The 25608-nt window shown below is 38.6% G+C and carries 26 protein-coding genes; 23 read left to right on the top strand and 3 right to left on the bottom strand.

The annotated features are described in order from the left end of the window. Positions 1-113 precede the first annotated feature (113 nt). The 3 genes from IGL24_RS04850 (at position 114) to IGL24_RS04860 (ending at position 3782) form a co-directional block, all read left to right on the top strand. A complete protein-coding gene (locus IGL24_RS04850; RefSeq protein ID WP_429966294.1) occupies positions 114-1490 on the top strand; it encodes a hemolysin family protein in 1377 nt (458 codons plus the stop codon). Positions 1491-1735: 245 nt separating this feature from the next. After that, positions 1736-3316, top strand: a complete 1581-nt coding sequence (locus tag IGL24_RS04855) for a peptide chain release factor 3 (RefSeq protein ID WP_206859471.1) — start codon at positions 1736-1738, stop codon at positions 3314-3316. 244 nt (positions 3317-3560) lie between these two features. Beyond that, a complete protein-coding gene (locus tag IGL24_RS04860) occupies positions 3561-3782 on the top strand; it encodes a flagellar motor switch protein (RefSeq protein WP_206859564.1) in 222 nt (73 codons plus the stop codon). A 21-nt stretch (positions 3783-3803) separates the two neighbouring features. On the opposite strand, the gene IGL24_RS04865 is transcribed toward IGL24_RS04860, so the two are convergent. Together IGL24_RS04865 and IGL24_RS04870 are read right to left on the bottom strand one after the other, a co-directional pair. Beyond that, complete coding sequence (locus tag IGL24_RS04865) at positions 3804-4124, bottom strand: DUF1827 family protein (RefSeq protein ID WP_206859565.1); 321 nt, start codon at positions 4122-4124, stop codon at positions 3804-3806. A gap of 196 nt (positions 4125-4320) precedes the next feature. Then, positions 4321-6558 (bottom strand): ATP-dependent Clp protease ATP-binding subunit, encoded by a 2238-nt coding sequence (locus IGL24_RS04870; protein ID WP_207114983.1) that lies wholly within the window; start codon positions 6556-6558, stop codon positions 4321-4323. Positions 6559-7089: 531 nt separating this feature from the next. Here IGL24_RS04870 and IGL24_RS04875 point away from each other — a divergent pair. The 6 genes from IGL24_RS04875 (at position 7090) to IGL24_RS04900 (ending at position 12831) form a co-directional block, all read left to right on the top strand. Continuing rightward, positions 7090-7356: a phosphocarrier protein HPr gene (locus IGL24_RS04875; RefSeq protein ID WP_002287602.1), complete on the top strand. Its 267-nt coding sequence runs from the start codon at positions 7090-7092 to the stop codon at positions 7354-7356. Continuing rightward, positions 7356-9083, top strand: a complete 1728-nt coding sequence (ptsP, locus tag IGL24_RS04880; RefSeq protein WP_206859573.1) for a phosphoenolpyruvate--protein phosphotransferase — start codon at positions 7356-7358, stop codon at positions 9081-9083. The genes IGL24_RS04875 and ptsP overlap by 1 nt, the downstream gene beginning before the upstream one ends. A gap of 168 nt (positions 9084-9251) precedes the next feature. Continuing rightward, the gene (locus IGL24_RS04885; protein ID WP_206859575.1) at positions 9252-10292 is read left to right on the top strand and encodes a glycosyltransferase family 4 protein; all 1041 of its coding nucleotides are present in this window, start codon (positions 9252-9254) and stop codon (positions 10290-10292) included. Between the two features lie 24 nt (positions 10293-10316). Further along, positions 10317-11540, top strand: a complete 1224-nt coding sequence (locus IGL24_RS04890) for a glycosyltransferase family 4 protein (RefSeq protein ID WP_207700150.1) — start codon at positions 10317-10319, stop codon at positions 11538-11540. A gap of 87 nt (positions 11541-11627) precedes the next feature. Beyond that, a complete protein-coding gene (locus tag IGL24_RS04895; protein ID WP_207700151.1) occupies positions 11628-12515 on the top strand; it encodes an NAD(P)-dependent oxidoreductase in 888 nt (295 codons plus the stop codon). Positions 12516-12600: 85 nt separating this feature from the next. After that, positions 12601-12831, top strand: a complete 231-nt coding sequence (locus tag IGL24_RS04900) for a YkuJ family protein (RefSeq protein WP_206859581.1) — start codon at positions 12601-12603, stop codon at positions 12829-12831. 30 nt (positions 12832-12861) lie between these two features. Here the strand turns inward: IGL24_RS04900 and IGL24_RS04905 are convergent, their stop codons facing one another. Then, positions 12862-13818, bottom strand: a complete 957-nt coding sequence (locus IGL24_RS04905) for a GIY-YIG nuclease family protein (RefSeq protein ID WP_207700152.1) — start codon at positions 13816-13818, stop codon at positions 12862-12864. A 310-nt stretch (positions 13819-14128) separates the two neighbouring features. On the opposite strand from IGL24_RS04905, the gene fabT reads away from it, so the two are divergent. The 14 genes from fabT (at position 14129) to IGL24_RS04975 (ending at position 25578) form a co-directional block, all read left to right on the top strand. Then, complete coding sequence (gene fabT, locus IGL24_RS04910; RefSeq protein ID WP_206859584.1) at positions 14129-14569, top strand: fatty acid biosynthesis transcriptional regulator FabT; 441 nt, start codon at positions 14129-14131, stop codon at positions 14567-14569. 9 nt (positions 14570-14578) lie between these two features. Next, entirely contained in the window at positions 14579-15541 is a 963-nt protein-coding gene (locus IGL24_RS04915) for a beta-ketoacyl-ACP synthase III (RefSeq protein WP_206859586.1), read from the top strand. 51 nt (positions 15542-15592) lie between these two features. Then, positions 15593-15817, top strand: coding sequence for an acyl carrier protein (locus tag IGL24_RS04920; RefSeq protein ID WP_034688440.1), 225 nt, complete (start codon positions 15593-15595; stop codon positions 15815-15817). 108 nt (positions 15818-15925) lie between these two features. Then, positions 15926-16846: an ACP S-malonyltransferase gene (gene fabD / locus IGL24_RS04925; protein ID WP_206859587.1), complete on the top strand. Its 921-nt coding sequence runs from the start codon at positions 15926-15928 to the stop codon at positions 16844-16846. A gap of 10 nt (positions 16847-16856) precedes the next feature. After that, the gene (gene fabG, locus IGL24_RS04930) at positions 16857-17594 is read left to right on the top strand and encodes a 3-oxoacyl-[acyl-carrier-protein] reductase (protein ID WP_206859588.1); all 738 of its coding nucleotides are present in this window, start codon (positions 16857-16859) and stop codon (positions 17592-17594) included. Between the two features lie 12 nt (positions 17595-17606). Continuing rightward, positions 17607-18842 carry a beta-ketoacyl-ACP synthase II gene (gene fabF, locus IGL24_RS04935; protein ID WP_207114986.1) on the top strand — a complete coding sequence of 412 codons (1236 nt, stop codon included), beginning with the start codon at positions 17607-17609 and terminating at the stop codon, positions 18840-18842. Between the two features lie 2 nt (positions 18843-18844). Continuing rightward, entirely contained in the window at positions 18845-19327 is a 483-nt protein-coding gene (accB, locus tag IGL24_RS04940; protein ID WP_347401502.1) for an acetyl-CoA carboxylase biotin carboxyl carrier protein, read from the top strand. Positions 19328-19346: 19 nt separating this feature from the next. Continuing rightward, positions 19347-19766 (top strand): 3-hydroxyacyl-ACP dehydratase FabZ, encoded by a 420-nt coding sequence (fabZ, locus tag IGL24_RS04945; protein WP_206859602.1) that lies wholly within the window; start codon positions 19347-19349, stop codon positions 19764-19766. A gap of 7 nt (positions 19767-19773) precedes the next feature. Continuing rightward, positions 19774-21153: an acetyl-CoA carboxylase biotin carboxylase subunit gene (locus IGL24_RS04950; protein WP_207114988.1), complete on the top strand. Its 1380-nt coding sequence runs from the start codon at positions 19774-19776 to the stop codon at positions 21151-21153. A 1-nt stretch (position 21154) separates the two neighbouring features. Next, the gene (gene accD, locus IGL24_RS04955) at positions 21155-22024 is read left to right on the top strand and encodes an acetyl-CoA carboxylase, carboxyltransferase subunit beta (RefSeq protein ID WP_207114989.1); all 870 of its coding nucleotides are present in this window, start codon (positions 21155-21157) and stop codon (positions 22022-22024) included. Next, the gene (locus tag IGL24_RS04960) at positions 22017-22802 is read left to right on the top strand and encodes an acetyl-CoA carboxylase carboxyl transferase subunit alpha (RefSeq protein WP_207114990.1); all 786 of its coding nucleotides are present in this window, start codon (positions 22017-22019) and stop codon (positions 22800-22802) included. Before accD ends, IGL24_RS04960 begins: the two co-directional genes overlap by 8 nt. Positions 22803-23037: 235 nt before the next feature. Further along, on the top strand, positions 23038-23895 hold the full coding sequence (locus IGL24_RS04965) for a type IV toxin-antitoxin system AbiEi family antitoxin domain-containing protein (RefSeq protein ID WP_429966295.1): 858 nt from the start codon (positions 23038-23040) through the stop codon (positions 23893-23895). 17 nt (positions 23896-23912) lie between these two features. After that, positions 23913-24791, top strand: a complete 879-nt coding sequence (locus tag IGL24_RS04970; protein ID WP_207115156.1) for a nucleotidyl transferase AbiEii/AbiGii toxin family protein — start codon at positions 23913-23915, stop codon at positions 24789-24791. 283 nt (positions 24792-25074) lie between these two features. Further along, on the top strand, positions 25075-25578 hold the full coding sequence (locus tag IGL24_RS04975; protein WP_347401507.1) for a hypothetical protein: 504 nt from the start codon (positions 25075-25077) through the stop codon (positions 25576-25578). Positions 25579-25608 lie beyond the last annotated feature (30 nt).

A 25608-nucleotide genomic window follows, 5' to 3' on the forward strand; every position in this document is an offset into this window, starting at 1 on the left:
TTTTTATTGCAAAGAAAATAGCTTTATGATACCATTTTAACGTGGCTACCTTTAGCCACGTTTTTTTCTATAAAAATATAAAAAATATAAATGAATAAGGAGAGAATGCGATTATGAATGCTGACCCTGAGAGTCAGTCGCTGTTAGCGCAAATTTTATTATTGATCATTTTGACATTGATCAATGCTTTTTTAGCAGCTTCCGAAATTGCAGTTGTATCGATCAATAAAAATCGGATCGAACAAAAAGCGGAAGAAGGAGATGTTAAATCTAAAAAGCTTTTAAAAATATTGCAGAACCCAAATAACTTCCTATCCACTATCCAAGTAGGAATCACTTTGGTCAATATTTTATCTGGTGCATCTTTAGCTAATACTTTATCCGTAAGATTAGCCCCACTACTAGGTGGCGGTGCCGCAGCAAGAAGTATTGCAAATATTATCGTACTGGCTATTTTGACCTATGTTTCGATTGTTTTTGGAGAATTGTACCCGAAAAGGATCGCTTTGAATAAATCAGAGGAAGTAGCGAATTTCACCTCTGGTATGATCCGTTTGATCGGTGTCGTAGCGAAACCTTTCGTTTGGTTACTGTCTGCATCTACTAGCTTATTGGCACGGATAACACCAATGACTTTTGATGATGAAGATTCAAAGATGACCCGCGACGAAATGCGGTATATGCTTGAAAACGAAGGGGTATTGAACAACGAAGAGTTGGAAATGCTTCAAGGTGTCTTTTCCTTAGACACAAAAGTAGCAAGGGAAGTAATGGTTCCTCGAACAGATGCTTTTATGATCGACATTAATGACTCCATTGAAGAAAATGTCAACGAAGTATTATCTGAAAATTACTCAAGGATTCCTGTTTATAATGAAGACAAAGACACAGTCGTTGGGATCCTCCACACGAAAAACTTATTAAAAGCGGCCCATAAATTTGGGTTTGAACATCTAGAGATCAAAAAAATCATCCAAGAACCACTTTTTGTTCCAGAAACGATTTTTATTGATGATCTATTATATGAAATGAAGAAAACACAAAATCAAATGGCGATCCTTTTAGATGAATATGGTGGGGTTGTTGGTTTAGTAACATTAGAAGATCTGCTTGAAGAAATCGTCGGAGAGATCGATGACGAATCTGATGAAGTAGAAAACCTCTACGAACAAATCGGTGACTACGAATATATCATCCAAGGCAGAATGCTGATCGATGAATTCAACGAAGCATTTGAAAGCAATCTTCATATGAGTGATGTGGATACAATGGCCGGTTATTTGATCACGGCTTTAGGCATGATTCCTGATGAAGGAGAAAAGCTGTCATTTGATGTTGAAAATATCACGTTGATCTCTGAAGAAATGGAAGGTTCACGAGTGCTTAAAATTCGTGTGATTTTCCATGATCCAGAAGAAATAGAAGCTGAACCTGATGAAGAACGTCGTTACTTCAAAAAAGATTTTGAAGATGACGAGCCTCGAAGATAACACAGCTTCAACTATTTTCTAACTAAACAAAGAGCGGATATATTACTTGTCTTATGAAGTGATGTATCTGTTCTTTTTTTGGAGATATATAATGAAAAGAAAGAGTAAAACTGTTTCGCTGACTTTTTCAAACAGAAGATCCATGCTATACTATTTGAGTTGAAGAAAAGGATAGAGGATCTGTCGAATAATCGATGGATTTCTCTTTGATGAAGCAATAGACAAATGAAGAATGGAGTAAATTTATGAACAATCCAGAATTAAAACAGCAAGTGGACAATCGTCGTACATTTGCGATCATTTCCCATCCGGATGCAGGGAAAACAACGATTACCGAGCAACTGCTTTTATTCGGTGGAGCGATTCGCCAAGCAGGAACAGTCAAAGGAAAGAAAACAGGGAATTTTGCAAAATCCGACTGGATGGAAATCGAAAAGCAACGTGGGATCTCTGTCACAAGTTCAGTGATGCAATTTGATTACCATGGAAAAAGAGTCAATATTCTAGATACACCAGGGCATGAGGATTTCTCAGAAGATACGTATCGTACCTTGATGGCTGTCGATAGCGCAGTCATGGTCATCGATAGCGCAAAAGGGATCGAAGCACAAACTAAAAAACTTTTCCAAGTAGTCAAAAAAAGAGGCATCCCTATTTTCACTTTTATCAATAAATTGGATCGTGACGGTAGAGAGCCGCTTGAATTATTAGAAGAATTGGAAGAATTATTAGATATCGAATCTTATCCAATGAATTGGCCGATCGGTATGGGTAAAGGACTGGAAGGATTGTATGACATCCACCATAACCGTGTCGAATTTTATCGCCCTGAAAACTATCAAGATGAACGTTTAGCTCAATTAGATGAGGACGGGCATCTGCCGGAAAATCATCCGTTAAGAAATAATTCATTGTACGAACAAGTCCTTGATGAAGTAGAACTGTTAAAAGAAGCAGGTGACGCATTCAATGAAGAAAAAATCGCTCGCGGAGAGCAAACACCAGTCTTCTTTGGTTCAGCTTTAACTAATTTTGGTGTACAGACCTTTTTAGAAACGTTTGTTGAATTTGCGCCATCTCCTTATGGTCATAAAACACGTGAAGATCAAGTAGTCAGCCCATACGAAGAAGAATTCTCTGGTTTTGTCTTTAAGATTCAAGCAAATATGAACCCGGCTCACCGAGATCGTATTGCGTTTGTACGAATCTGTTCAGGCACATTTGAACGTGGGATGGATGTTTTCCTAGAACGAACGAATAAAAAATTGAAATTAAGTAATGTCACTCAGTTTATGGCAGATGCCAGAGAAAACGTTGAAAATGCTGTAGCAGGAGATATCATTGGAGTATACGATACTGGAAACTATCAGATTGGTGATACTTTATATGAAGGAAAACTAAAAGTAGCTTATGAAGAATTGCCTTCATTCACACCAGAACTTTTCATGAAAGTAACAGCAAAAAATGTGATGAAACAAAAATCATTCCACAAAGGGATCAACCAATTAGTACAAGAAGGGGCGATCCAATTGTACAAAACCTATGTGACGGAAGAATACATCATTGGTGCTGTTGGACAATTGCAATTTGAAGTTTTCCAATATCGGATGTTGAATGAATACAATGCAGAAGTGATCATGTCACCGATGGGCAATAAGATCGCACGCTGGATCGAGCCGGAGGATCTAGACGAGAAGATGAGTTCAAGTCGAAACATCTTAGCAAGAGATCGTTTTGATCAACCGCTATTCCTATTTGAGAACCAGTTTGCAGAACGCTGGTTTGCAGACAAATATCCAAATGTGAAATTGAAAAGTTTGATGTAATAAGCAGTTCTCATTGATTTTGTGGTTTACGCGTAGTGTAATACAGCAAAAATATTTTCAAAGCCACACATCAGAACGAACACACGATAGTTCCTGTTTTCAGTGAACGATCGTGTGTTTTTTTGTTGAAGTTTAACCCTTTTTTTGGTTTTTTTGAAAAAATCAATTAAAACCAAATAAAAAAATAGATTAGAATGTTTTTGCGTACATATATAAAAAATAAGCAAAGAAAGAAGGGAAATAAATGGAAACAGATATGGAGAAAAAGCAGCGTATTGAGAGAAAAAAAGCAAAAATGCGGCGAGTGTGTCAAATGCTGGATATTGAGAATTGGGAAAAAAATGAACGCATCGTCCAAGAGATCCGTTCGATCATCCAAGCGGATCGCTCCGTGAAAGGAAGAGAAGGAGAAAATAGGAGAAACAAAAAAAGGGAATGCCAAGTGACTTCGACAAAACCCTTTTGATTCGTGATTTATTTTTTATGTCTACATAGCAATTGGTGCATCTAGATTTCTTTTTGGAATAGAGATCTCTACTAAGCCAGGTAACTCGATTACTTGGATGTCTTCAGGATGGTACTCAGCGTCATGGATTTTTTTTAAGAAGTAGTGTTGGATTTCTTCAATTTCTTTTGGTTGGATATTACGGTTTTCATTTGTTAGGACGATTTCATTATGCTCAGGAGCTTCTGTATAAATAACAGTTGTATTTCCGGCAGTATATACCTTGACCATATGTGCATCTGTATTTTCCAACTGATTTAAAACTAATCGTGAATGGCTGTTTGTTACATTAACTAGTTTCATGGCGCTCACCTCTCTTATGTATTTAAGAAATAACTTACCTTAAGTATAATTTTTTTTTAGTAAATTGAACAGCATTTTGTCTTTTTAAAAATAAAAGAATTAGGAAAATTTAGTTACTATTTTTTTCAAAAATCAAAATAAAAGCGGAGAGTGGCAAACTCTCCGCTCGATTTTTTGCTGATTTCTTAGCATGAAATTATTCTGTCGGTTCGTTGTTTGCTTCTTTGACTAAACGTTCAGGTTTAGACGTGATGACGATTTTATCGTCTTTATCTAATTTTGCTTTAAGGTCATGGATCGTTGGATGGTCAAGATAGAATTCAGCAATGCCGTCTTCGATTTGTTCTTGGATCGTTCGACGTAATGGACGTGCGCCCATTGCTGGATCGTATCCTAGATCGACCAATTTTTCTTTGACATTGGTAGGAACATCTACATGCAACTGTTGTGCAGCTAACAGTTGGTTCACATCATCAAGCATAAGACTAACGATCGTCATCAAGTTTTCTTTTGATAATGCGCTAAATTCGATGATGCCGTCAAAACGGTTCAAGAACTCAGGTGTGAAGTAGTTGTTCAATTGATTCAAGACAGAACGAGTCACACCTTCACGAGCGGCACCAAAGCCGACATTTGCTTCTACTTTTCCGGTACCCGCATTACTTGTCATGATGATGATCGTATCTTTGAAGCTGACAGTACGTCCTTGAGCATCTGTTAATCGTCCATCATCTAAGATTTGCAAGAACATGTGTAAGACATCAGGATGCGCTTTTTCTACTTCATCTAGTAGTACTAAGCTATACGGATTTCTACGTACTTTTTCAGTCAATTGACCAGCTTCTTCATAGCCGACATAGCCTGGAGGAGAACCAATCAATTTAGCGACACTGTGTTTTTCCATGTATTCTGACATATCAAAACGGATCATTGATTCTTCAGATCCAAATAATTCGTATGCAAGTTGTTTTGCTAATTCTGTTTTACCGACACCGGTAGGACCGACAAATAAGAAAGAACCGATCGGACGATTTTTCTTACTCAAACCAACTCGATTACGACGGATCGCTTTTGCTACGCGATCAACTGCATCATTTTGTCCGATAACATGTTTTTTCAAGTCGTCAGCTAAGTTTTTCAATTGTGTTTGTTCTTTTTCTTTTAATTCACCAACAGGGATTCCTGTCCGTTGTTCGACGATTTTTTCCATATCTTTTTCAGAGATCACAGGAATTTCTTCTTCTGAAAGTTGACGTTCTTGCATTTTTTTCAATTTATTGATTTGATCGCGGTAATAAGCCGCTTTTTCGAAATCTTCTTCTTTAGAAGCTAATAGTTTTTGTTCTTCTGCTTCTTCCAATTTCTTTTCGATCGTTTTTGGATCAACGATTTGGATCGTCAAGTTTTTCTTAGAGCCTGTTTCATCTAGCAAGTCGATGGCTTTATCTGGTAAAAAGCGATCTTGGATATAGCGATTCGACAATCTAGCCGCAGCTTCGATCGCTGCATCCGTATATTTGACATGATGATAATCTTCGTAACGATTTTGTAGTCCTTTTAAAATGCTGATCGTTTCATCTACGGAAGGTTCATCCACACGAACGGGTTGCATGCGTCGTTCTAACGCTGCGTCTTTTTCGATGATTCGATATTCATTCAATGTGGTTGCACCGACCATTTGTAATTCACCACGAGCTAACGCAGGTTTTAAAATATTGCCGGCATCCATATTGCCATCTCCGGCTGAACCAGCCCCAACGATTTCGTGGACTTCATCAATAAATAGGATGACATTTTCGGCTTGTCTGATTTCTTCAATCAGTTTTTGCATACGTTCTTCAAACTGACCACGAATCCCTGTGCCTTGGACAAGTGAAACGACGTCTAAACGAATGACTTCTTTGTCCAGCAGTTTTTGTGGGACATCGCCATCAACGATTTTTTGTGCAAGTCCTTCAACGACAGCTGTTTTACCAACACCTGGTTCGCCAATCAATACTGGATTATTTTTGGTGCGGCGATTCAAGATCTCGATCACACGCTTGATTTCATCATCGCGACCGATAACAGGATCGATTTCGCCTTGGCGTGCTTCTTCTGTGATATTGATCCCATATTCTCCTAAAAGCCCATCCGAAGCTGGCCCTTGAGGTGGTTGCCCCCCGTTGAAATTATTGTTCCCGCCGAATTGGGTAGGTGGTGTTTGTTCAAAGTTGCCTTGTTGTTGCATTTGACGAGACATCGAACGAAATAGATCGTCCAGACTTCCAAAGCCAAATGGATCATTTTGAGCCATACTCGTTAATCCTCCATTTTGCTGATTTTTAATTTTTTGATAACAGCTCTGACAATAGTCAAGTTGTGTACGTTGCCCATTAACAGTCGCATATAAGTGAATCGTTGCTTCATTTTTTCCACAGTTTTGACAAAGCATAAAATATTCACGTCCTTTCAAACATTGGTCGATAGGTCTATTTTACCTCGCGTATTTCTTTGGGTAAAAGAATAACACTTGATCAAACCCATTTAGAAAGTCAAAGTCAATTGACCATTACTGACCATTTGTTTTAATTATACTGAATTTTTGCTGAGACGCAAGTAATTGATTCTTTGGATCGTGGAAAAAATTAAATCAGGTAGGCGTCAAGCCACATTTGCTGATAATTTTCAGAATTCACAATACAGAAAACGAATACTTTATAGGAAGAATAGTATCATGAAGATCAAGCGAAGATAAAAAAACAAGGTTTCTATCAAAACAGAAGGAATAGAAACTAAGCATGAGATAAATCAGCAAGATACTTTACTGGAATTTCTCTCAATTTAAATGAAAACTGTTGTAACTAAGGAAAAAAAATGGTAATCTTTACAGATGAAAGGGTTCATCTGCTTAGCTCTATCATGGATTGCTAAAAAAGAAAACCCTCACATAAAAACAACACTCACTTAAAGGAGACCGATTAATATGGAAAAGAAAGAATTTCACGTAGTAGCAGAAACTGGGATCCACGCACGTCCAGCTACACTATTAGTACAAACAGCAAGCAAATTTAACTCTGATGTAAACTTAGAGTATAAAGGTAAATCAGTAAACTTAAAATCTATCATGGGCGTAATGTCTTTAGGTGTAGGTCAAGGTTCTGATGTTACTATCACTGCTGAAGGTGCTGACGAAGCAGACGCTATGGCAGCTATCGTTGAAACAATGAAGAAAGAAGGCTTATCTGAATAATGGTTGAAATGCTAAAAGGGATCGCCGCTAGTGACGGAGTAGCCGTTGCAAAAGCTTACCTGCTAGTTCAACCGGATTTATCATTCAGTAAGACGACAGTTGAGGATACTTCAGCTGAAGAAGCTCGTTTAGATGGTGCTTTAGCAAAATCAACTGAAGAATTACAACAAATTCGTGAAAAAGCAGCGCAAAGCTTAGGTGAAGCAGAAGCGCAAGTATTTGACGCACATTTAATGGTTCTTTCAGATCCTGAAATGATAGGTCAAATCAAACAAAACATCAAAGATAACAGCGTAAATGCTGAATCTGCTCTTAAAGAAGTAACTGATATGTATATCGGTATGTTCGAAGCAATGGAAGATAATGCTTACATGCAAGAACGTGCAGCAGATATTCGTGACGTTGCAAAACGTATTTTAGCACATCTACTAGGTGTGACTTTACCAAACCCTTCAATGATCAATGAAGAAGTAGTTGTCGTGGCACATGATTTGACGCCAAGTGACACTGCACAATTAGATCGTAACTTCGTAAAAGCTTTTGTAACAGATATCGGTGGACGTACATCGCATTCTGCGATCATGGCTCGTTCTCTTGAAATCCCAGCAATCGTTGGAACAAAAGAGATCACTGCGAAAGTGAAAGAAGGCGTAATGTTAGCTGTTAACGGAATCGAAGGCGATGTAGTCATTGATCCAACAGCAGAACAAAAAGCTGAATTTGAAAAAATCGGTGCAGATTATGCTGCACAAAAAGCAGAATGGGAAAAACTGAAACATGCTGAAACAGTGACTGCCGATGGCAAACACTTTGAATTAGCAGCTAACATTGGTACACCAAAAGACTTAGTCGGTGTGCATAACAATGGAGGCGAAGCAGTTGGACTTTACCGTACTGAGTTCCTTTATATGGATTCACCAGATTTTCCTACTGAAGAAGACCAATATGTTGCTTATAAAGCAGTATTGGAAGGAATGGAAGGAAAACCTGTCGTTGTTCGTACAATGGATATCGGTGGAGATAAAGAACTACCATACTTGCAATTGCCGCATGAGATGAATCCGTTCTTAGGATACCGTGCATTACGTATCAGCTTGTCAGAACAAGGTGACGACATGTTCCGTACGCAAATGCGTGCGTTGTTACGCGCCTCTGTTCATGGAAACTTGCGTATCATGTTCCCAATGGTTGCTACACTAAAAGAATTCCGTAGTGCAAAAGCAATCTTTGAAGAAGAAAAACAAAAATTAGTAAATGAAGGCATTGAAGTTTCTGATTCGATCCAAGTAGGGATCATGATCGAGATTCCAGCTGCAGCCGTTATTGCGGATAAATTTGCTAAAGAAGTTGACTTCTTCTCAGTAGGAACAAACGACTTGATCCAATACACAATGGCAGCTGACCGTATGAACGAACGTGTTTCATACTTGTACCAACCATACAACCCATCAATCCTACGTTTGATCAAAAACGTCATTGATGCAGCACATGCTGAAGGTAAATGGGCTGGTATGTGTGGAGAAATGGCCGGCGATCAAATGGCTGTTCCTTTACTTGTTGGTATGGGATTAGATGAGTTCTCAATGAGTGCAACATCGATCTTGAAAACACGTAGCTTGATGAAACGTTTAGACACAAGCAAAATGGCTGAACTAGCGGATCGCGCGCTTAATGAGTGCGATACAATGGAAGAAGTCGTAGAGCTTGTCAATGAATATCTAGCTTGATTTTTTAAAACAGGTACAGTATTTGGCTGTGCCTGTTTTTTTGTTTTTATGCAATAAGCAAAATTAAATTCTGCGCTATCTTACAACTTTGTTGGGAAAAAATCGGACTTAAGGTTGAGTGACAGGTTTCAGGCTGTGTTATAATATAAGAGTAAGGGGGCAACATAGATGAAGGTATTACTATATTTTGAAAGTGAGAAGATACTTTCTAAGTCCGGCATTGGTCGTGCACTTGATCATCAAAAACGTGCTCTTAAGGATGTAGGGATCTCCTATACTTTAGATAGTAAGGAAGACTATGATATTTTGCACATCAATACATATGGTATCAATAGTCATAACATGATCAATAAAGCGCGAAGAAACGGCAAGAAAATTATATATCATGCGCATTCAACAGAAGAGGATTTTCGCAATTCCTTTATCGGTTCGAATCAATTATCGCCGTTAGTAAAAAAATATTTAGTTGGTCTGTATGAAAAGGCGGATTACTTGATCACACCAACTCCTTATTCAAAAAAATTACTGAAAAGTTATGGGATCGATTTGCCTATCCAATCAATCTCCAATGGGATCGATTTAGAGAAATATCAGCCTGATCCTGTCAAAGAACAAAAATTTAGGCAGTATTTCAATCTGTTACCTGATCAAAAAGTAATCATTTGTGTTGGACTCTTTTTTGCAAGAAAAGGAATCATTGATTTTGTTGAAATAGCAAAACAGATGCCAGACTATACATTTATCTGGTTTGGTCATGTGCCAATGTATTCGATCCCAAGCAACATCCGTAAAATCGTAAAAGAAGATCATCCCGATAATGTTATTTTTCCAGGCTACATTCGAGGGGAGATCATCGAGGGCGCTTATTCAGGAGCGGATTTATTCTTTTTCCCTTCTTATGAAGAAACAGAAGGAATCGTAGTGCTTGAAGCTTTAGCAAGTAAACAAAATGTGTTAGTACGTGATATCCCTGTCTATGAAGGTTGGCTCGAAGATCAAAAAAATTGTTATATGGGACGAAACAATGAAGAGTTTTGTGAACTGATTCAAAAAATCGTACAACAAGAAGTTCCTAGCGTAGTCGAAGCTGGCTATCGAACGGCTGAAGAACGAAGTATCGAAAGAATTGGTGAGCAGCTTCAATCGGTCTATGAAGAAGTGTTGAAAGCATCTGATTCTTCAAGTGAACAAATGGAAGAATCAAAATAAAAGGTAGTTTGGAGGCGAAAAAAGATGAAAATCGGCTTTTTTACCGATACCTATTTTCCGCAGGTAAGTGGCGTAGCTACATCGATCAAGACATTGAAAGAAGAACTCGAAAAAATGGGGCATGACGTCTATATATTTACGACAACAGACCCTAATGCAGACAAGTTAGAAAAAGATGTGATCCGTATGCCGAGTGTTCCATTTGTATCATTCAAAGAACGACGAGTCGTGGTACGTGGAATGTGGTATGCCTATTTAGTAGCGAAAGAGTTAGAATTAGATCTGATCCATACGCACACTGAATTTGGTGCTGGCATTCTTGGAAAGATGGTGGCCAAAAAATTAAAAATCCCATCGATCCATACGTATCACACGATGTATGAAGATTATCTCCACTACATTGCAAAAGGAAAAGTGATTCGACAATCCCATGTCAAATACTTGTCACGGTTATTTGTGAATCATACGACAGGTGTCGTTTGTCCGAGTGAGCGTGTGATCGAAACGTTGCGTAGCTATGGCGTGACAGCGCCATTGCGAGTGATACCAACAGGGATCGACATCGATAAGTTCAAACGTCCAGAAATCACACAAGAACAAACCAGCGAGTTACGTGAATCTTTAGGGATCAAAGAAAATGGTTTGATGATTTTGTCTTTGAGTCGGATTTCTTATGAAAAAAATATCCAAGCATTGATCCAAGGGTTTCCAGAAGTCATTGAAAAGTATCCTGAGGCACGCTTGGTCATTGTTGGTAAAGGTCCTTATGTAGATCAACTAAAAGAATTGATCACCTCACTGGATCTCGATGAAGTAGTTCAATTCACCGGAGAAGTCGATAATAACGATGTCGCATTTTACTATCGTGCGGCTGATTATTTCGTATGTGCTTCTACCTCTGAAACGCAAGGATTGACGTACACAGAAGCAATGGCGGCTGGTACACCATGTGTTGTTGAAGGAAACGATTATTTGAATCGTTTGTTTGATCATGCTTCTCTTGGACGAACATTTGAACGAGATGAAGACTTTGCTCCTGCACTTATTGATTATATTGAAAGCAAAGTAGAAAAAGATCCAGAAATCTTCGAGAAAAAACTTTTTGAGATCTCAGCTACTCATTTCGGCCAATCAATGATCGAATTTTATGAAGATATGCTTGTTTATTACAAAGAAGAAATGCGTAAAAAAGAAGAAGAAGCATCGATCGAACGAATTAAAATTAAATTAAATTCCTTCAAAAGATAAAAAAACAGTGAATAATTCTAAAAAAATCCTTGTTTCTAGCGTATACTAGCATAGAAACAAGGATTTTATCGTTTAGGAGGGCACAAGATGAAAATTGGTTTTATCGGCACAGGAGTTATGGGAACTGCGATCGTTCGTCATTTACAAAAAGCAGGTCATGAACTTACTGTTTATAATCGCACAAAAGCAAAAGCAGAACCACTCGTCGAAGAAGGAGCAACTTGGGCGGATAGTCCGCAACAGGTAGCTGAAACAAGCCAAGTCGTCTTTACGATGGTTGGCTATCCTCAAGATGTAGAAGAAATCTATTATGGTGAAAAAGGGATTTTCCGAGCTGGATTGAGCGGTAAAACAGTCGTTGATTTGACGACAAGTACTCCAACACTTGCAGAAAAGATTGCAACAAGCGCGCAAGAGCTAGGAGCAGAAGCATTAGATGCACCAGTTTCAGGGGGCGATCTAGGTGCTAAGAATGGTACTTTGACGATCATGGTCGGCGGAAAAGAGCATGTCTACGAGGAAATATTACCGTTATTCCGAGAGTTTGGAACGACATTTACGTTGCATGGCTCAGCTGGAAAAGGGCAGCATACAAAAATGGCAAACCAAATCATGATCGCTGGTACGATGACTGGCATGACAGAAATGCTTGTTTATGCGCAAGAAGCTGGTTTAGACTTAGAAAAAGTCATCGCTACACTTTCAGGTGGCAGTGCAGCCAATTGGTCATTGAGCAATTATGCGCCACGTATTTTACAGGAAAATTATTCGCCTGGTTTTTTTGTCAAACATTTTATCAAAGATTTGACGATCGCTTTGGCAGAAGCAGAAAAATTAGGACTGGATTTACCGGCGACAAAAGAAGCCCGAAAACTATATGAACAGCTAGCGAAAAAGGGTTTTGAGAATGACGGAACACAAGCCTTGATCAAGCTTTGGTGGGAAGATGGAAAGCAGCCGAAAAAAAAATCTTAAAAAACCAGTTTTTTTGGAGAAAATCAATGCAAGTCGACGATGCTTTTGATACAATATAACAGAACTAAGAAAAGGAGGACCTCCGATGGCACATTCACAATTAGTCGCAATCATTAAACGACTGGAGGCTATGGTCGAATCAGCAGACAATGAACTGCAAGTTCGTCGCTTTGAAAAAGAAGGCGTAGAAAAATGTACCGTGACTTATGATAAAGCGACCGAAACATTTGAACTTACTGAGACAGACACACATCAACAATACGAATTCGACAATGTCGATATCGTTGCGATGGAGATCTATGATTTGATTCAATAAGATTTCGAGCTAGCTAAAAGAGCCTGGAATTCAGCCGATTGGTTGGATTCCAGACTCTTTTTTTATTTGTTGTTCGGCTTTGACTAATTTACGCTGATAACTGATCAAGATCTGAACAGGATCGATTTCCGCTTGAGATAGTTGACGCTTGAGTGACAACGTATTATCTTTTTCATAGTAGAAATGAGGTGCTTGTCCTGGCTCTGTAATCGCTGTATCAGCCACTTGACCATAGCAGATCAGGAAATGCTTCATCTTGGATTCATCGCTAGCTAACGGCATGCTCAGCGTGATTCTCGGCGTACGCAAAAACTTTTTTTGTTCTTGTACCCTACGTGTAAAATAGGTGACCAATTCAATATCCCTTTGAAGAATAGCCGCCTTTTCAAAATTTAGTTGTTCAATGAAATGCAATTGACGTTTTTTTAAATAGCTGATCAATTTCTTATTTCTCCCTTGTAACAACCCTTGGATCTCTTTCTTCTTTTGTTCAAAAGTCCAATCCTTCAATTCTGGAAGTTGGGCTTGTAAGGCTAAATGACTGATTTCAGAAAGCCACGGCATTTGATAGTTTTCTTCGATGATGCGAAGGATACTCGGCATTTTTTTGTAAAGTCGAAACGGACCGTAAGTTCTTGCAGTGGGTACATTCGTGAGAGAAAGGCCATCAGGTTGGATATGTAAGTAGTTGTAGTTATCGAAATAATTCATTTGTCGGTTGTAGATTGGACGATAGTGTTGGATCAATTGACACTCTAACAATAGAGCATCTAGTTCTGTATCGACGACAACGACCTCAAAATCGGCAATCGAACGAACTAAGCGCAAGACTTTTTTTGAGTGTTGTTTATTTTGATAAAAATACGTACTTACACGATTTTTTAGATTTTTCGCTTTACCTACATAAATGATTTTTCCTTCACTATTTTTCATTAAGTAAACCCCAGGTAATAAAGGGAGGTTTTTTACTTTCTCTTTTGGTTGCATAAGTGCTCCTCTAGTTGAAATTGAAATCAAAAAGATTATAACAGATTTACGAAAATGAACAATATAAGCTATGATATTTTAAAAATAAATTAAAGAGATACTTTGATAATCAAAATATTTTTTTGGAACCTGATTTTAATTGTTTGATAAACAAATGCTGGTAGTAAGGCTTTTTGTCATGAAAATAAAATTAAAAAAAATTAATAATGCAAAAAAATCTAGTGAAAAGGTTGCATTTTGAAAAAAGTTAAGATATAGTTTGAACATCAAAAGATTTGATAATCAAACTAATTTTAGTGGATGGTGGAACATGGAACCTGATTTTAATACAGTAAATGATTATCTCGTTAGTGTCTTCAATGATATTTTGACGATCGAAGAATCTGAATTAAAAAAGTCACAATTCAAAGATCTGTCGATTACAGAGATGCATACGATCGAGGCAATCGGTATGTACAAGAAAAAGACAACTTCAGAAGTAGCCAAAGAACTGTCGATTACTGTTGGGACCTTGACCACTGCTATCAACAAGTTAGTTAGAAAAGGCTATGTTGAGCGTATCCGTAGTGAAGACGACCGACGAGTGGTGAAGCTGGGGTTAACAAAAAAAGGAAAGCTGCTTTACCGCGTGCATCAGCATTTCCATCGTGAAATGGTCAAAAACATCATAGACGGTCTGGCTGCCGACGAACAACAAGCTTTGCTGTCTGCATTGAAAAACTTGCATGATTTCTTGCGAGATTACAAGTGAGGAAGTTTAATGGAACAATTTGGAACGATCACAGCAACGGCAAGTGTCTTACCGGAAAAAATCATCACAAATGATGATCTCTCAAAAATGATGGACACTTCGGATGAGTGGATCTCATCACGTACAGGAATCAAGGAGAGACATTGTGTAACCGACCAGGAAACTTCCGATTTGTGTTACCTCGTTGCCAAAAAATTGCTAAAAAAAAGAGCACTTGATCCGAATGAACTTGATTTTATCATCGTAGCTACGATGTCGCCCGATTATACATCCCCATCTGTAGCGACCTTAGTTCAAGGTAGGATCGGCGCAACAAAAGCAATCGCTTTTGATATCAGCGCAGCTTGTTCGGGATTTGTTTATGCATTGAGTGTAGCAGAGAAGTTGATTCGCTGCGGCTCAATGAAGGGTTTAGTGATTGGCGGCGAAACATTATCCAAACTGATCGATTGGACAGATCGTTCAACCGCTGTTTTGTTTGGTGATGGTGCAGGAGGCATTTTATTAGAAGCCGGACCAGAACAAAAATTATTGAGAGAATCGCTAGCGGCAGATGGCTCGCGTGCGCAATCCCTCACTTCCGGTTATCTGCCAAATCATTCGCCTTTATACACGGAAGATTCAGAAGGTTCTTACTATTTAAAAATGGTCGGACGAGATATTTTTGATTTTGCTGTAAGAGACGTTGCGATGAACATCAAAGAGATCATTCAAGGCACAGCTGTTGATTATCTGCTTTTGCATCAAGCAAATTTGCGAATCATCGAAAAGATTGCTCGTAAGGTCAAAGTCCCACAAGAGCAGTTTCTAACGAACATGGATAAATACGGTAATACTTCCGCAGCAAGCATCCCGATTCTTTTAGATGAGGCAGTAGAAAGCGGAGCAATCACATTAGGACAAAAACAAAAAGTGGTATTTACAGGTTATGGTGGAGGATTGACATGGGGAAGTATCCTCATGGAACTATAAACTGATAAAAATAAAAATATAAAAAAGAAACAATATCGGAGGAATTATCATATGGTATTCGAAAAAATTCAAGAAATCATTGCGGAAGAATTAGGGAAAGACGCAGAAGAAATCAAATTAACGACAAACATCCAAGAAGACCTTGAAGCAGATAGCTTGGATTTATTCCAAATCATCAACGAGATCGAAGATGAATTTGATGTGAAAATCGAAACAGAAGATGGCATCAAAACAGTTCAAGATTTAGTCACTTATGTTGAAAAACAAACTGCATAATCATCAAGATTAGGTTGGGGGCTGGGACATTTTCCGAAAAAGGAGTGTCTTAGCCTTTTTTTAAATGAAAAGAAGATATTTATCCTGAATATAAATAGGAGAACGATGATGAAAACAGCATTTTTATTTAGTGGACAAGGTGCACAATACCAAGGAATGGGTCAAGACCTCTACCATGAGCCAATCGTGAAAAAGACCTTTGATGAAGCAAGTGAGATCTTAGGCTATGATATGGCAGAGCTTTGTTTTTCAACAAATGATCGTTTAGATCAAACGGTCTATACACAGCCTGCTATTTTGACTGTCAGCATTGCCTTTTATCGTTTATTAGTAGAACGTGGAATCACTCCTCAGGCTGTCTTGGGACTTAGTTTAGGTGAATATTCTGCATTAGTGGCAAGTGGCGCTCTTTCCTTTAGAGAAGCCGTGGCGTTAGTCGAAAAAAGAGGTACGTTCATGACCGCCGCTGCACCAACAGGTAGTGGAAAAATGGTCGCAGTCATGAATGCACCGGCAGACGTGATCGAAGACTGTTGTAAACAGGCAGAACAAATAGGGATCGTTTCACCAGCAAATTACAACACCCCACAGCAGATCGTCATTGGTGGTGAAGAAAAAGCAGTGGATCAAGCGGTTGCTTTACTAAAAGAACAAGGCATCAAACGGATGATTCCACTGAATGTCAGTGGTCCTTTCCACACAGCCATCTTGGAACCAGCTGCTAGACAGCTAGCAGAAGAACTAAGCAAAATCGCTTTTTCGGAACCTAAGATCCCAGTGATCAGTAATACAACAACGGAGATCATGACAAAGGAAAGTATCCCAGCTTTACTTGAACAACAAGTGATGAAACCTGTTCGCTTCTATGAAAGTATCGAAAAACTCAAAGACTTAGGGATCGAACAAGTCGTTGAGGTCGGACCAGGTAAAGTCTTAAGTGGTTTTATGAAAAAGATCGACAAATCGATCGCAGTCACACGTGTTGAAAATCAGCAAACATTCGAAGAAACAATCAATCAATTGTCATAGGAGGCAAGTTATGGACGTAACTGGAAAAAATGTGTTTATTACAGGCAGTACACGAGGAATTGGCGAAGCCATTGCTTTAGCTTTTGCCAAAGCAGGGGCAAATATCTTCCTAAACGGTCGTGGAGAGATCCCAGCCGAAAAAATCGATGCAATCAAGGCATACGGTGTGGAGTGCGTGGGGATCTCAGGCGATATCTCCGATTATGATAAAGCAGGAGAGATGATCAAAGAAGCAGAAAAGCAATTGGGTTCTGTCGATATTCTGGTGAATAACGCTGGAGTTACTAATGATAAACTTGTCTTACGTATGGATGCAGATGATTTCAAGAAATGTTTAGATATCAATTTAACAGGCACTTTCAATATGACACAGCACGTGTTGAAAAAAATGATGAAAAAAAGAGAAGGAGCAATCATCAATCTTTCAAGTGTTTCTGGATTGATCGGTAACTTAGGCCAAGCCAATTATGCAGCGAGTAAAGCAGGTGTTGTCGGTTTTACTAAATCGGTGGCACGAGAAGTTGCGACAAGAGGAATCACTTGTAATGTGATTGCGCCTGGTTTTGTTACTACGGATATGACAGATGTCCTATCTGAGAAAGTAAGAGAGCAAGCAGAAAAACAAATTCCAATGCAACGTTTTGGCCAAGTAGAAGACATTGCGGAAGCCGCACTGTTCTTAGCGAAAAGTTCGTATATCACAGGTCAAGTCATCAATGTTGACGGCGGATTGGTCATGCACGGATAGGGAGGAAAATTAATGAATCGAGTAGTAATCACAGGTTATGGAGTCACTTCACCGATCGGGAATGATGCAGAAAGTTTTTTAGCTAGTTTAAAAGCTGGAACGAATGGTATTGCACCGATCACAAAATTTGATGCGTCAGAAACAGGTATCACATTAGCAGGTGAAGTCAAAGACTTTCCTTTTGATAAATATTTTGTAAAAAAAGACAGCAAACGGATGGATATGTTTTCAATTTATGGTATTTATGCCGCAATGGAAGCATTAGCAATGAGCGGGATCGAAAAAGAAGCAATCAACCAAGATCGTTTTGGTGTTATTGTCGGCTCTGGGATCGGTGGATTACCAACGATTGAAAGTCAAGTCATCCGGATGCATGACAAAGGACCAAACCGCGTTTCACCTATGTTTGTTCCAATGTCCATCGCTAACATGGCAGCTGGGAATATTGCCTTACGTGTAGGTGCTAAAGGCATTTGTACGTCGATCGTGACCGCATGTGCCAGTGGAACGAATGCCATTGGAGAAGCTTTCCGTAATATCAAACATGGCTATTCAGATATCATCCTTGCAGGTGGGACAGAAGCAACGATCTGTGAGATGGGGATCGCCGGATTTGCAGCATTGACTGCTCTATCCGAATCAACAGATCCAGCACGTGGTTCGATTCCGTTTGACGAAGGCCGTAATGGTTTCGTCATGGGTGAAGGAGCCGGTGTGTTAGTTCTAGAATCATTGGAACACGCACAAGCTCGCGGCGCAAAAATCTATGGTGAAGTCGTTGGATATGGCTCAAATTGTGATGCCTACCATATGACAGCTCCAACACCAGATGGTTCTGGCGCATCTAAAGCAATGAAACTAGCAATGGAAGAAGCAGGAATCGATGCGAAAGAAGTAGGATACATCAATGCGCATGGAACAAGTACACCTGCCAACGACCAAGCAGAAGCAAAAGCAATCCAAATCGCTTTAGGGGAATCATTCAGAGAAACCTATGTCAGCAGTACGAAATCGATGACTGGGCATTTATTAGGGGCCGCTGGAGGAATCGAGGCACTTGCGACATTGCTTGCGTTAGAGCATCAGTTCATTCCACCAAATATCAATGTAGAGAAACAAGATCCTGAAATTGATTTAAATGTGGTGATCAATGAAAGCAAAGAAGCCGAACTATCTTATGCTATGAGTAATTCATTAGGCTTCGGTGGACATAACGCTGTGCTATGTATGAAACGCTGGGAGGAATAATGTTGAAGATCAATGAAATCAAAGAATTAGTCAGTCAATTTGATCAATCCACGTTAACAGAATTTGACTTGAAAGACGGACAATTTGAATTATATATGAATAAAAATGAAATGAGTCGAGGAATGGGGCAACCCGTTCCGACACCCATGTTTTCTGAACCACAACCACAACCAGCTGCCCCAGTTGCAGCAAAAGAAGAAAGCAGTTCTACTCAGCAAGAAGTTGTAGCTGCACCAATAGTCGACGGTGTGGAAGTAAAATCACCGATCGTAGGAATCGTCTATTTACAACCCTCTCCTGATAAACCAGCTTTTAAAAAGGTGGGAGACAAAGTCACAAAAGGCGAAGTGATCTGTATCATCGAAGCGATGAAATTGATGAACGAAGTAACGAGTGACGTAGACGGTGAAATCGCAGCAATCTTGATCGACAATGAAGAGGTCGTAGAATACGGACAACCACTCTTTATCGTTCAACCAAATTAAGGCAAGGAGAACTAGACCTATGAACATTCAAGAAATCAAAAAAATTATCCCTCATCGTTATCCATTATTACTGATCGATCGAGTGGAAGAAATGGTCGAAGGCGAGCGGATCGTAGCCAAAAAAAATGTGACCATCAATGAACCTTTTTTCCAAGGACATTTTCCAGAAGAGCCTGTTATGCCAGGTGTCTTGATCGTTGAAGCAATGGCTCAAGCAGGAGCAGTTGCCCTCTTATCATTGGAACAGTTCAAAGGAAAAACTGCTTACTTTGGCGGATTAGATAAAGCCAAGTTTCGTAAAAAAGTGACTCCTGGAGATACGTTGATGTTAGAAGTCGAAATCACTAAAATCAAATCTTCTGCAGGAATAGGCAAAGGAATTGCAAAAGTGGATGGCAAAAAAGTTGCTGAAGCTGAATTAACCTTTATGATTGGATAGGTGAGTTATGTTTTCAAAAGTCTTGATAGCAAATCGCGGCGAAATAGCCGTACGGATCATTCGTGCCTGCCGTGAGCTTGGAATCCAAACCGTTGCGGTCTATTCTGAAGCGGATGCGGAGGCATTACACACACAATTAGCAGATGAAGCAATCTGTATCGGTCCTGCAAGAGCGACTGATTCATATTTGAATGTACAAGCAGTTTTAAGTGCAGCCATCGTAACAAAAGCAGAAGCCATCCATCCTGGATTTGGTTTCTTGTCTGAGAATAGTCGATTTGCTTCGATGTGTGAAGAATGTAATATCGTCTTTATTGGACCTAAAAGCAAAACGATCGATGACATGGGGAATAAAATCAACGCACGCCAGTTGATGCAACAAGCCAATGTCCCAGTGATCCCAGGTAGTGATGGTGTGCTGTCGACTGTTGAAGAAGCACTTGAAGTAGCAGAAAAAATCGGCTATCCAGTGATGCTCAAAGCCGCCGCTGGTGGTGGTGGTAAGGGAATCCGTAAAGTTTTATCAAAAGAAGAGTTACCACAACATTTTTCATCTGCCCAACAAGAGGCAGCAGCAGCTTTTGGTAACGATGAAATGTATCTAGAAAAAATCATTTATCCCGCAAGACATATTGAAGTCCAAGTATTGGGTGACCAATTTGGGCACGTTCTGCATCTAGGCGAACGCGATTGTTCATTGCAACGGAACAACCAAAAAGTATTAGAAGAATCCCCGTCTGTGGTGATTTCTGTAGAAAAACGAAATCATTTAGGATCTGCCGCAGTACGTGCTGCAAAGGCAGTGAACTATGAAAATGCAGGGACGATCGAATTTCTGATGGATGAATCCGGTGAATTTTATTTCATGGAAATGAATACCCGCATCCAAGTCGAACATCCAGTAACTGAAATGGTCACAAATATCGATTTAGTCAAAAAACAAATCGAGATTGCGGCTGGACGTCCATTAGAGATCCAACAAGAAGAGATCGTTTTTCAAGGACATGCCATCGAATGCCGGATCAATGCAGAAAATCCAGCGTTCCATTTCGCTCCTTCACCAGGGAAAATCAATGATCTATTACTGCCAGCTGGCGGTATGGGCTTACGGGTAGACAGCGCAGTTTATTCAGGCTACACGATCCCTCCTTATTACGATTCGATGATTGCTAAAGTCATCGTACATGGCGACACACGTTTTGATGCGTTGATGAAAATGCAACGAGCGTTGAGCGAGATCGTGACCGATGGGGTGATCACGAATGCCGAGTTCCAAATGGATCTGATCAGTCATCCAGCAGTGATTGCCGGAGATTACAGTACCGCATTCTTACAAGAAGAATTTTTACCGAATTGGATTCCCGAGACGGAGATAGGAGACGAATAAGATGGCTTTATTCAAAAAGAAAAAATACATTCGAATCAATCCTAATCGAGAAATCAAGCCAACAAATGCGCCGTCGGTCCCTGATAATATGTGGGCGAAATGTCCCAATTGTAAGCATATTATCTATACGAAAGATATTGGTGAAGAAAAAGTTTGTCCACATTGCAGTTACAATTTTAGGATCGGTGCGTGGCAACGATTAGCGCTGATCATCGATGAGAAAAGTTTAGAAGAATGGGATACGAACTTGGTCACCAAAGATCCACTTGATTTTCCTGATTATCAAAAAAAAATCAGCAAGATGCAAGAAAAGACTGGCTTACATGAAGCAGTTTTAACTGGTCAAGCGACCATCGAAGGCATTCCATTTGCTATCGGTGTCATGGACCCTAATTTTATCATGGGAAGCATGGGAACGATCGTGGGCGAAAAAATCACACGCTTATTTGAACGTGCCGCGGCGAAACAATTGCCTGTCGTATTATTTACTGCCTCTGGAGGCGCTCGTATGCAAGAAGGCATCTTTTCTCTGATGCAAATGGCCAAGATCTCAGCAGCTGTCAAACGTCACAGCAACAAGCAGCTATTTTACTTGACGGTATTGACAGATCCAACGACTGGAGGAGTCACTGCCAGCTTTGCGATGGAAGGGGATGTCATCTTAGCTGAACCACAAAGCTTGATCGGCTTTGCGGGACGCCGAGTGATCGAACAAACGATCAAACAGGAACTACCTGAAGACTTCCAAAAAGCTGAGTTTTTACTCGAGCATGGTTTTGTGGATCAAATCGTTCCAAGAAAAGAACTCAAGCAGACGATCCATCAATTACTAGAATTGCATACGCAGAAAGGATGGATCAACCATGAATAAAACAGCTCATGATATCGTCCAACTGGCACGTGCAAAAGATCGTTGGACAAGTCTTGATTTCTTTGAAACGATTTTTGAAGGCTTCCAAGAGTTTCATGGTGATCGCTTATTTGGTGATGATGAAGCTGTCGTTGGAGGAGTGGCGAAATTAGCCGGCAAACCAGTGACTGTCATTGGTATCCAAAAAGGCCGAGACTTGCAAGAAAACATTCGTCGGAATTTCGGTTCTCCTCATCCAGAAGGTTACCGTAAAGCACTACGTTTGATGAAACAAGCAGAAAAATTCAATCGTCCGGTCATTACGTTGATCAATACAGCGGGTGCCTATTGTGGGATCGGCGCAGAAGAACGTGGCGAAGGAGAAGCGATTGCCCGTAATCTGTTAGAAATGTCTGATTTGAAGGTACCGATCATCAGTATCATTATTGGTGAAGGCGGTAGTGGAGGGGCATTAGCCTTGGCGTTAGCCGATGAAGTCTGGATGTTAGAACAAACGATCTATGCAGTTTTATCACCAGAAGGATTTGCTTCGATTCTTTGGAAAGACGGCAGCCGAGCTGCTGAAGCCGCTGAATTGATGAAAGTTGCCGCTGGTGAATTATTAGAATTAGACGTCATCGATCGCGTGATTCCAGAAACATTCAACGGGGAGCCGTTAAGCAAAGAAAAAGTCGCTCGCATGATGCAAAAAGCATTGATCGAAAAACTGACCGAACTTTGCCAGAAACCCACCGAAGAATTGATCGAACAACGCTATCAACGTTTTCGTAAATATTAAGAAGATTTTTGATTTAAACTGTAGAGAATTTACTCTACAGTTTTTTCTGATTTATCATATGAAGCTATAGTAATTGGTTTATGATTTGTATATTTAACGTGATTATTTTTATTATTTTCTAGTTAAAAAGAAAAATAAATTAGGTTTAATATATATTTTTTTTAATAATAACTTGTTTTTGTACTTATTTTACGAGTTAAATGTTAAAATAAGTAGCTGTAAGGGAGGTTAGAGGATGTATTCTAATTTAGATGACTTTTTAGAAAATGATAAAAGTGTTGAAGAAAAAAAAGATATGGTTAATGAGATGATCGGTATTCTAGATGTTGATCAGCTATCACAAGTTATTGAGTTTTTAAGTGGCCCCTTTTTTGCCAATAAATTGAAAGATTATTTACTAGATTTTAGTTTACCAGATATAGAATCGAAGGAATTTTTATTTCTTATTCAAGCTGAAAAATATAATGGTAATATAGTGAGAAAAATGATGAATGAAGTAGGTATTAGTAACTATTATTTAAATAAATTCATTCACAAGTATAAATTACAAGAAGTATCAAGTGGAATTTATATTTTTCCACATAAAAACATAGATGCACCATTTTTATTTCAATCTCAATATTCTAAAGCAGTTATTTCACATGAATCGGCTTTGTATATGCTAGATTTGAGTGATGTGATTCCGAAAAGAACTATTGTTAGTTTGCCAAAGGATTACAAATTCTCTCAATTAGAAAGAAATTCAAATGATTACATTAAGATTTATAATGGAGTATACAATAATAATAAGGCTCTTGTTTTGAGTTATTATGAAAATGATCCCATATTCGTAACGAAAAATAATCCAATAGGAAGTACCCAGATCGTTTTAAAAAAATCAATGAAGAATAACCTTGTTCGAGTCACATCAGCAGAGAGAACTATAGCAGATATATTGGCTCCTAAATCTAATATAGAAGAAGAGGTTAAACATGAAGCTCTTAGAAGATATTATGATTTATATCACCGAGATAGTAACCGATTGAGAAGAATAGCGCACAAACAAGGTGTATTGAAGGAACTAGACAAGTATTTGTGGGAGTTGCAACTATAAGAAGGAGGCAGTGACGGATGAATTCAAACAGACTAAAAGACATAATAAAGACTAGGAATTCAGGAATAAGTGTTGAAGAGTACAGGATAAGATACGCAACTGAACGATTTTTATCTAGATTGCAAGAAAGTGACTATAAGGATAACTTTATCCTTAAAGGCGGTTTTTTACTGGGAGCTATTTTTAAAGTAGAGCAAAGAACAACAAGAGATTTAGATACATTATTAAAAGAGATATCAGCAGATAAAATGAATGTAACTAGAGTGCTTGAAAATATTGTTAGTATTGATCTGGATGATGGCGTACGATTTGAGTTGATCAATTTATCAGAATCTCAGCAACAACGTAAATATGATGGTTTTCGAGCCAAATTCAAAATGACCTTTTTAGAAGAAAATTCAATCGTTCAATTTGATCTAGATTTAGGTGTGGGGGACACTATAACTCCTAAAGCAGAAGTTATAGACATACCATTACTTTTCAATGAGAAAAAAGGGGACCATAAATCAATCACTTTGCAGGCTTACCCGATTGAGACCATTCTTGCTGAAAAAACAGAAATAATATTGGATTTAGGAACAAAAAACTCCAGGATGAAAGATTTTTACGATATACATTTGATTTTAAATTATCAATATAAACCGAGTATTACTAAATGTTATAAGGCTTTTGAGAATACATGGTTGTTTAGGCATAAGGAACTGCCTATTGATGCAGAACGGTTCGAGGATTGGTTTTTTATTGTTGATGAAATAATTGCAAATAAAAAAATGAATGATATTTATTGGAAGAATTATATTAAAGACAGAGAATATGCTAAACATCTAAGATTTAAAACTATCCTTAGGCAATTCAAAGAGTATTTAGAAAAATTACATAGAATATACATAGAATAATATGGTATAAAAAAAATAAAAACTACTAGCCTATTGAGTAATCAAATATACCAGTTAAAAGAAAGCTACGGTGGGGCTATCTGTTTTAATTTATCCTGATGTCAAATAGCTGATTAACAACATGTTAAAAAAGTAATATCATGCAAAATATTTTGTTTACTATTACTCCCTTTATATTCGCTACAAATCCATTATAGTCAATTTATTCTTTACAATCACAACTAAAATTATTTTTTGTTATTTTTAAAAAGTGTGATATCTTTTTTTAAAAGGAGTTGATAGTGTGTTTAGAAAATCATTAAATGTTCTTTTTTACGGAGTGTTGTTTTCGATGTTGCTATTTTTGACTGGCTGCTCTAAATCGAATGAGGATCAATTAAAAAACGCCGAGATCGTTCAAGTAACGAATGGTGGAACTTTACAAAACAGAGGAAGTTATACCCTTAAAGAGGGGAATTTAGAAATCATGAAAGAAATCCAACTGACACAAAACCTTGATCAAAATCCCGCTGATTTAAAACTATCAAGCAGTGAAGAAAAAGAAATCAAAAGTTTGCTGACACCTGATTTTACAACCGAAGAACAAGAACTAAAAACGACTGAACTTTTTCAAACGTTTGTTAAAGAAATCAAACATGTCACAGTCGAAGTCAATCAGGAGAAGAAAACGACAACATTAGTCGGGAAGGATTATCGAAAAGAATTCTCTTGGGTAGATGAAAGTGGGAATCGTTTAGCTGACTCACATAAGATTGAATATAGTTTTGTGTCAGAGGATGGGGAATAGTTGAGTAAAGAAAAAATCTGAATAAAGAAT

This window comes from Enterococcus sp. DIV2371, from assembly GCF_050498525.1.
Lineage (GTDB): Bacteria > Bacillota > Bacilli > Lactobacillales > Enterococcaceae > Enterococcus_B > Enterococcus_B mangumiae.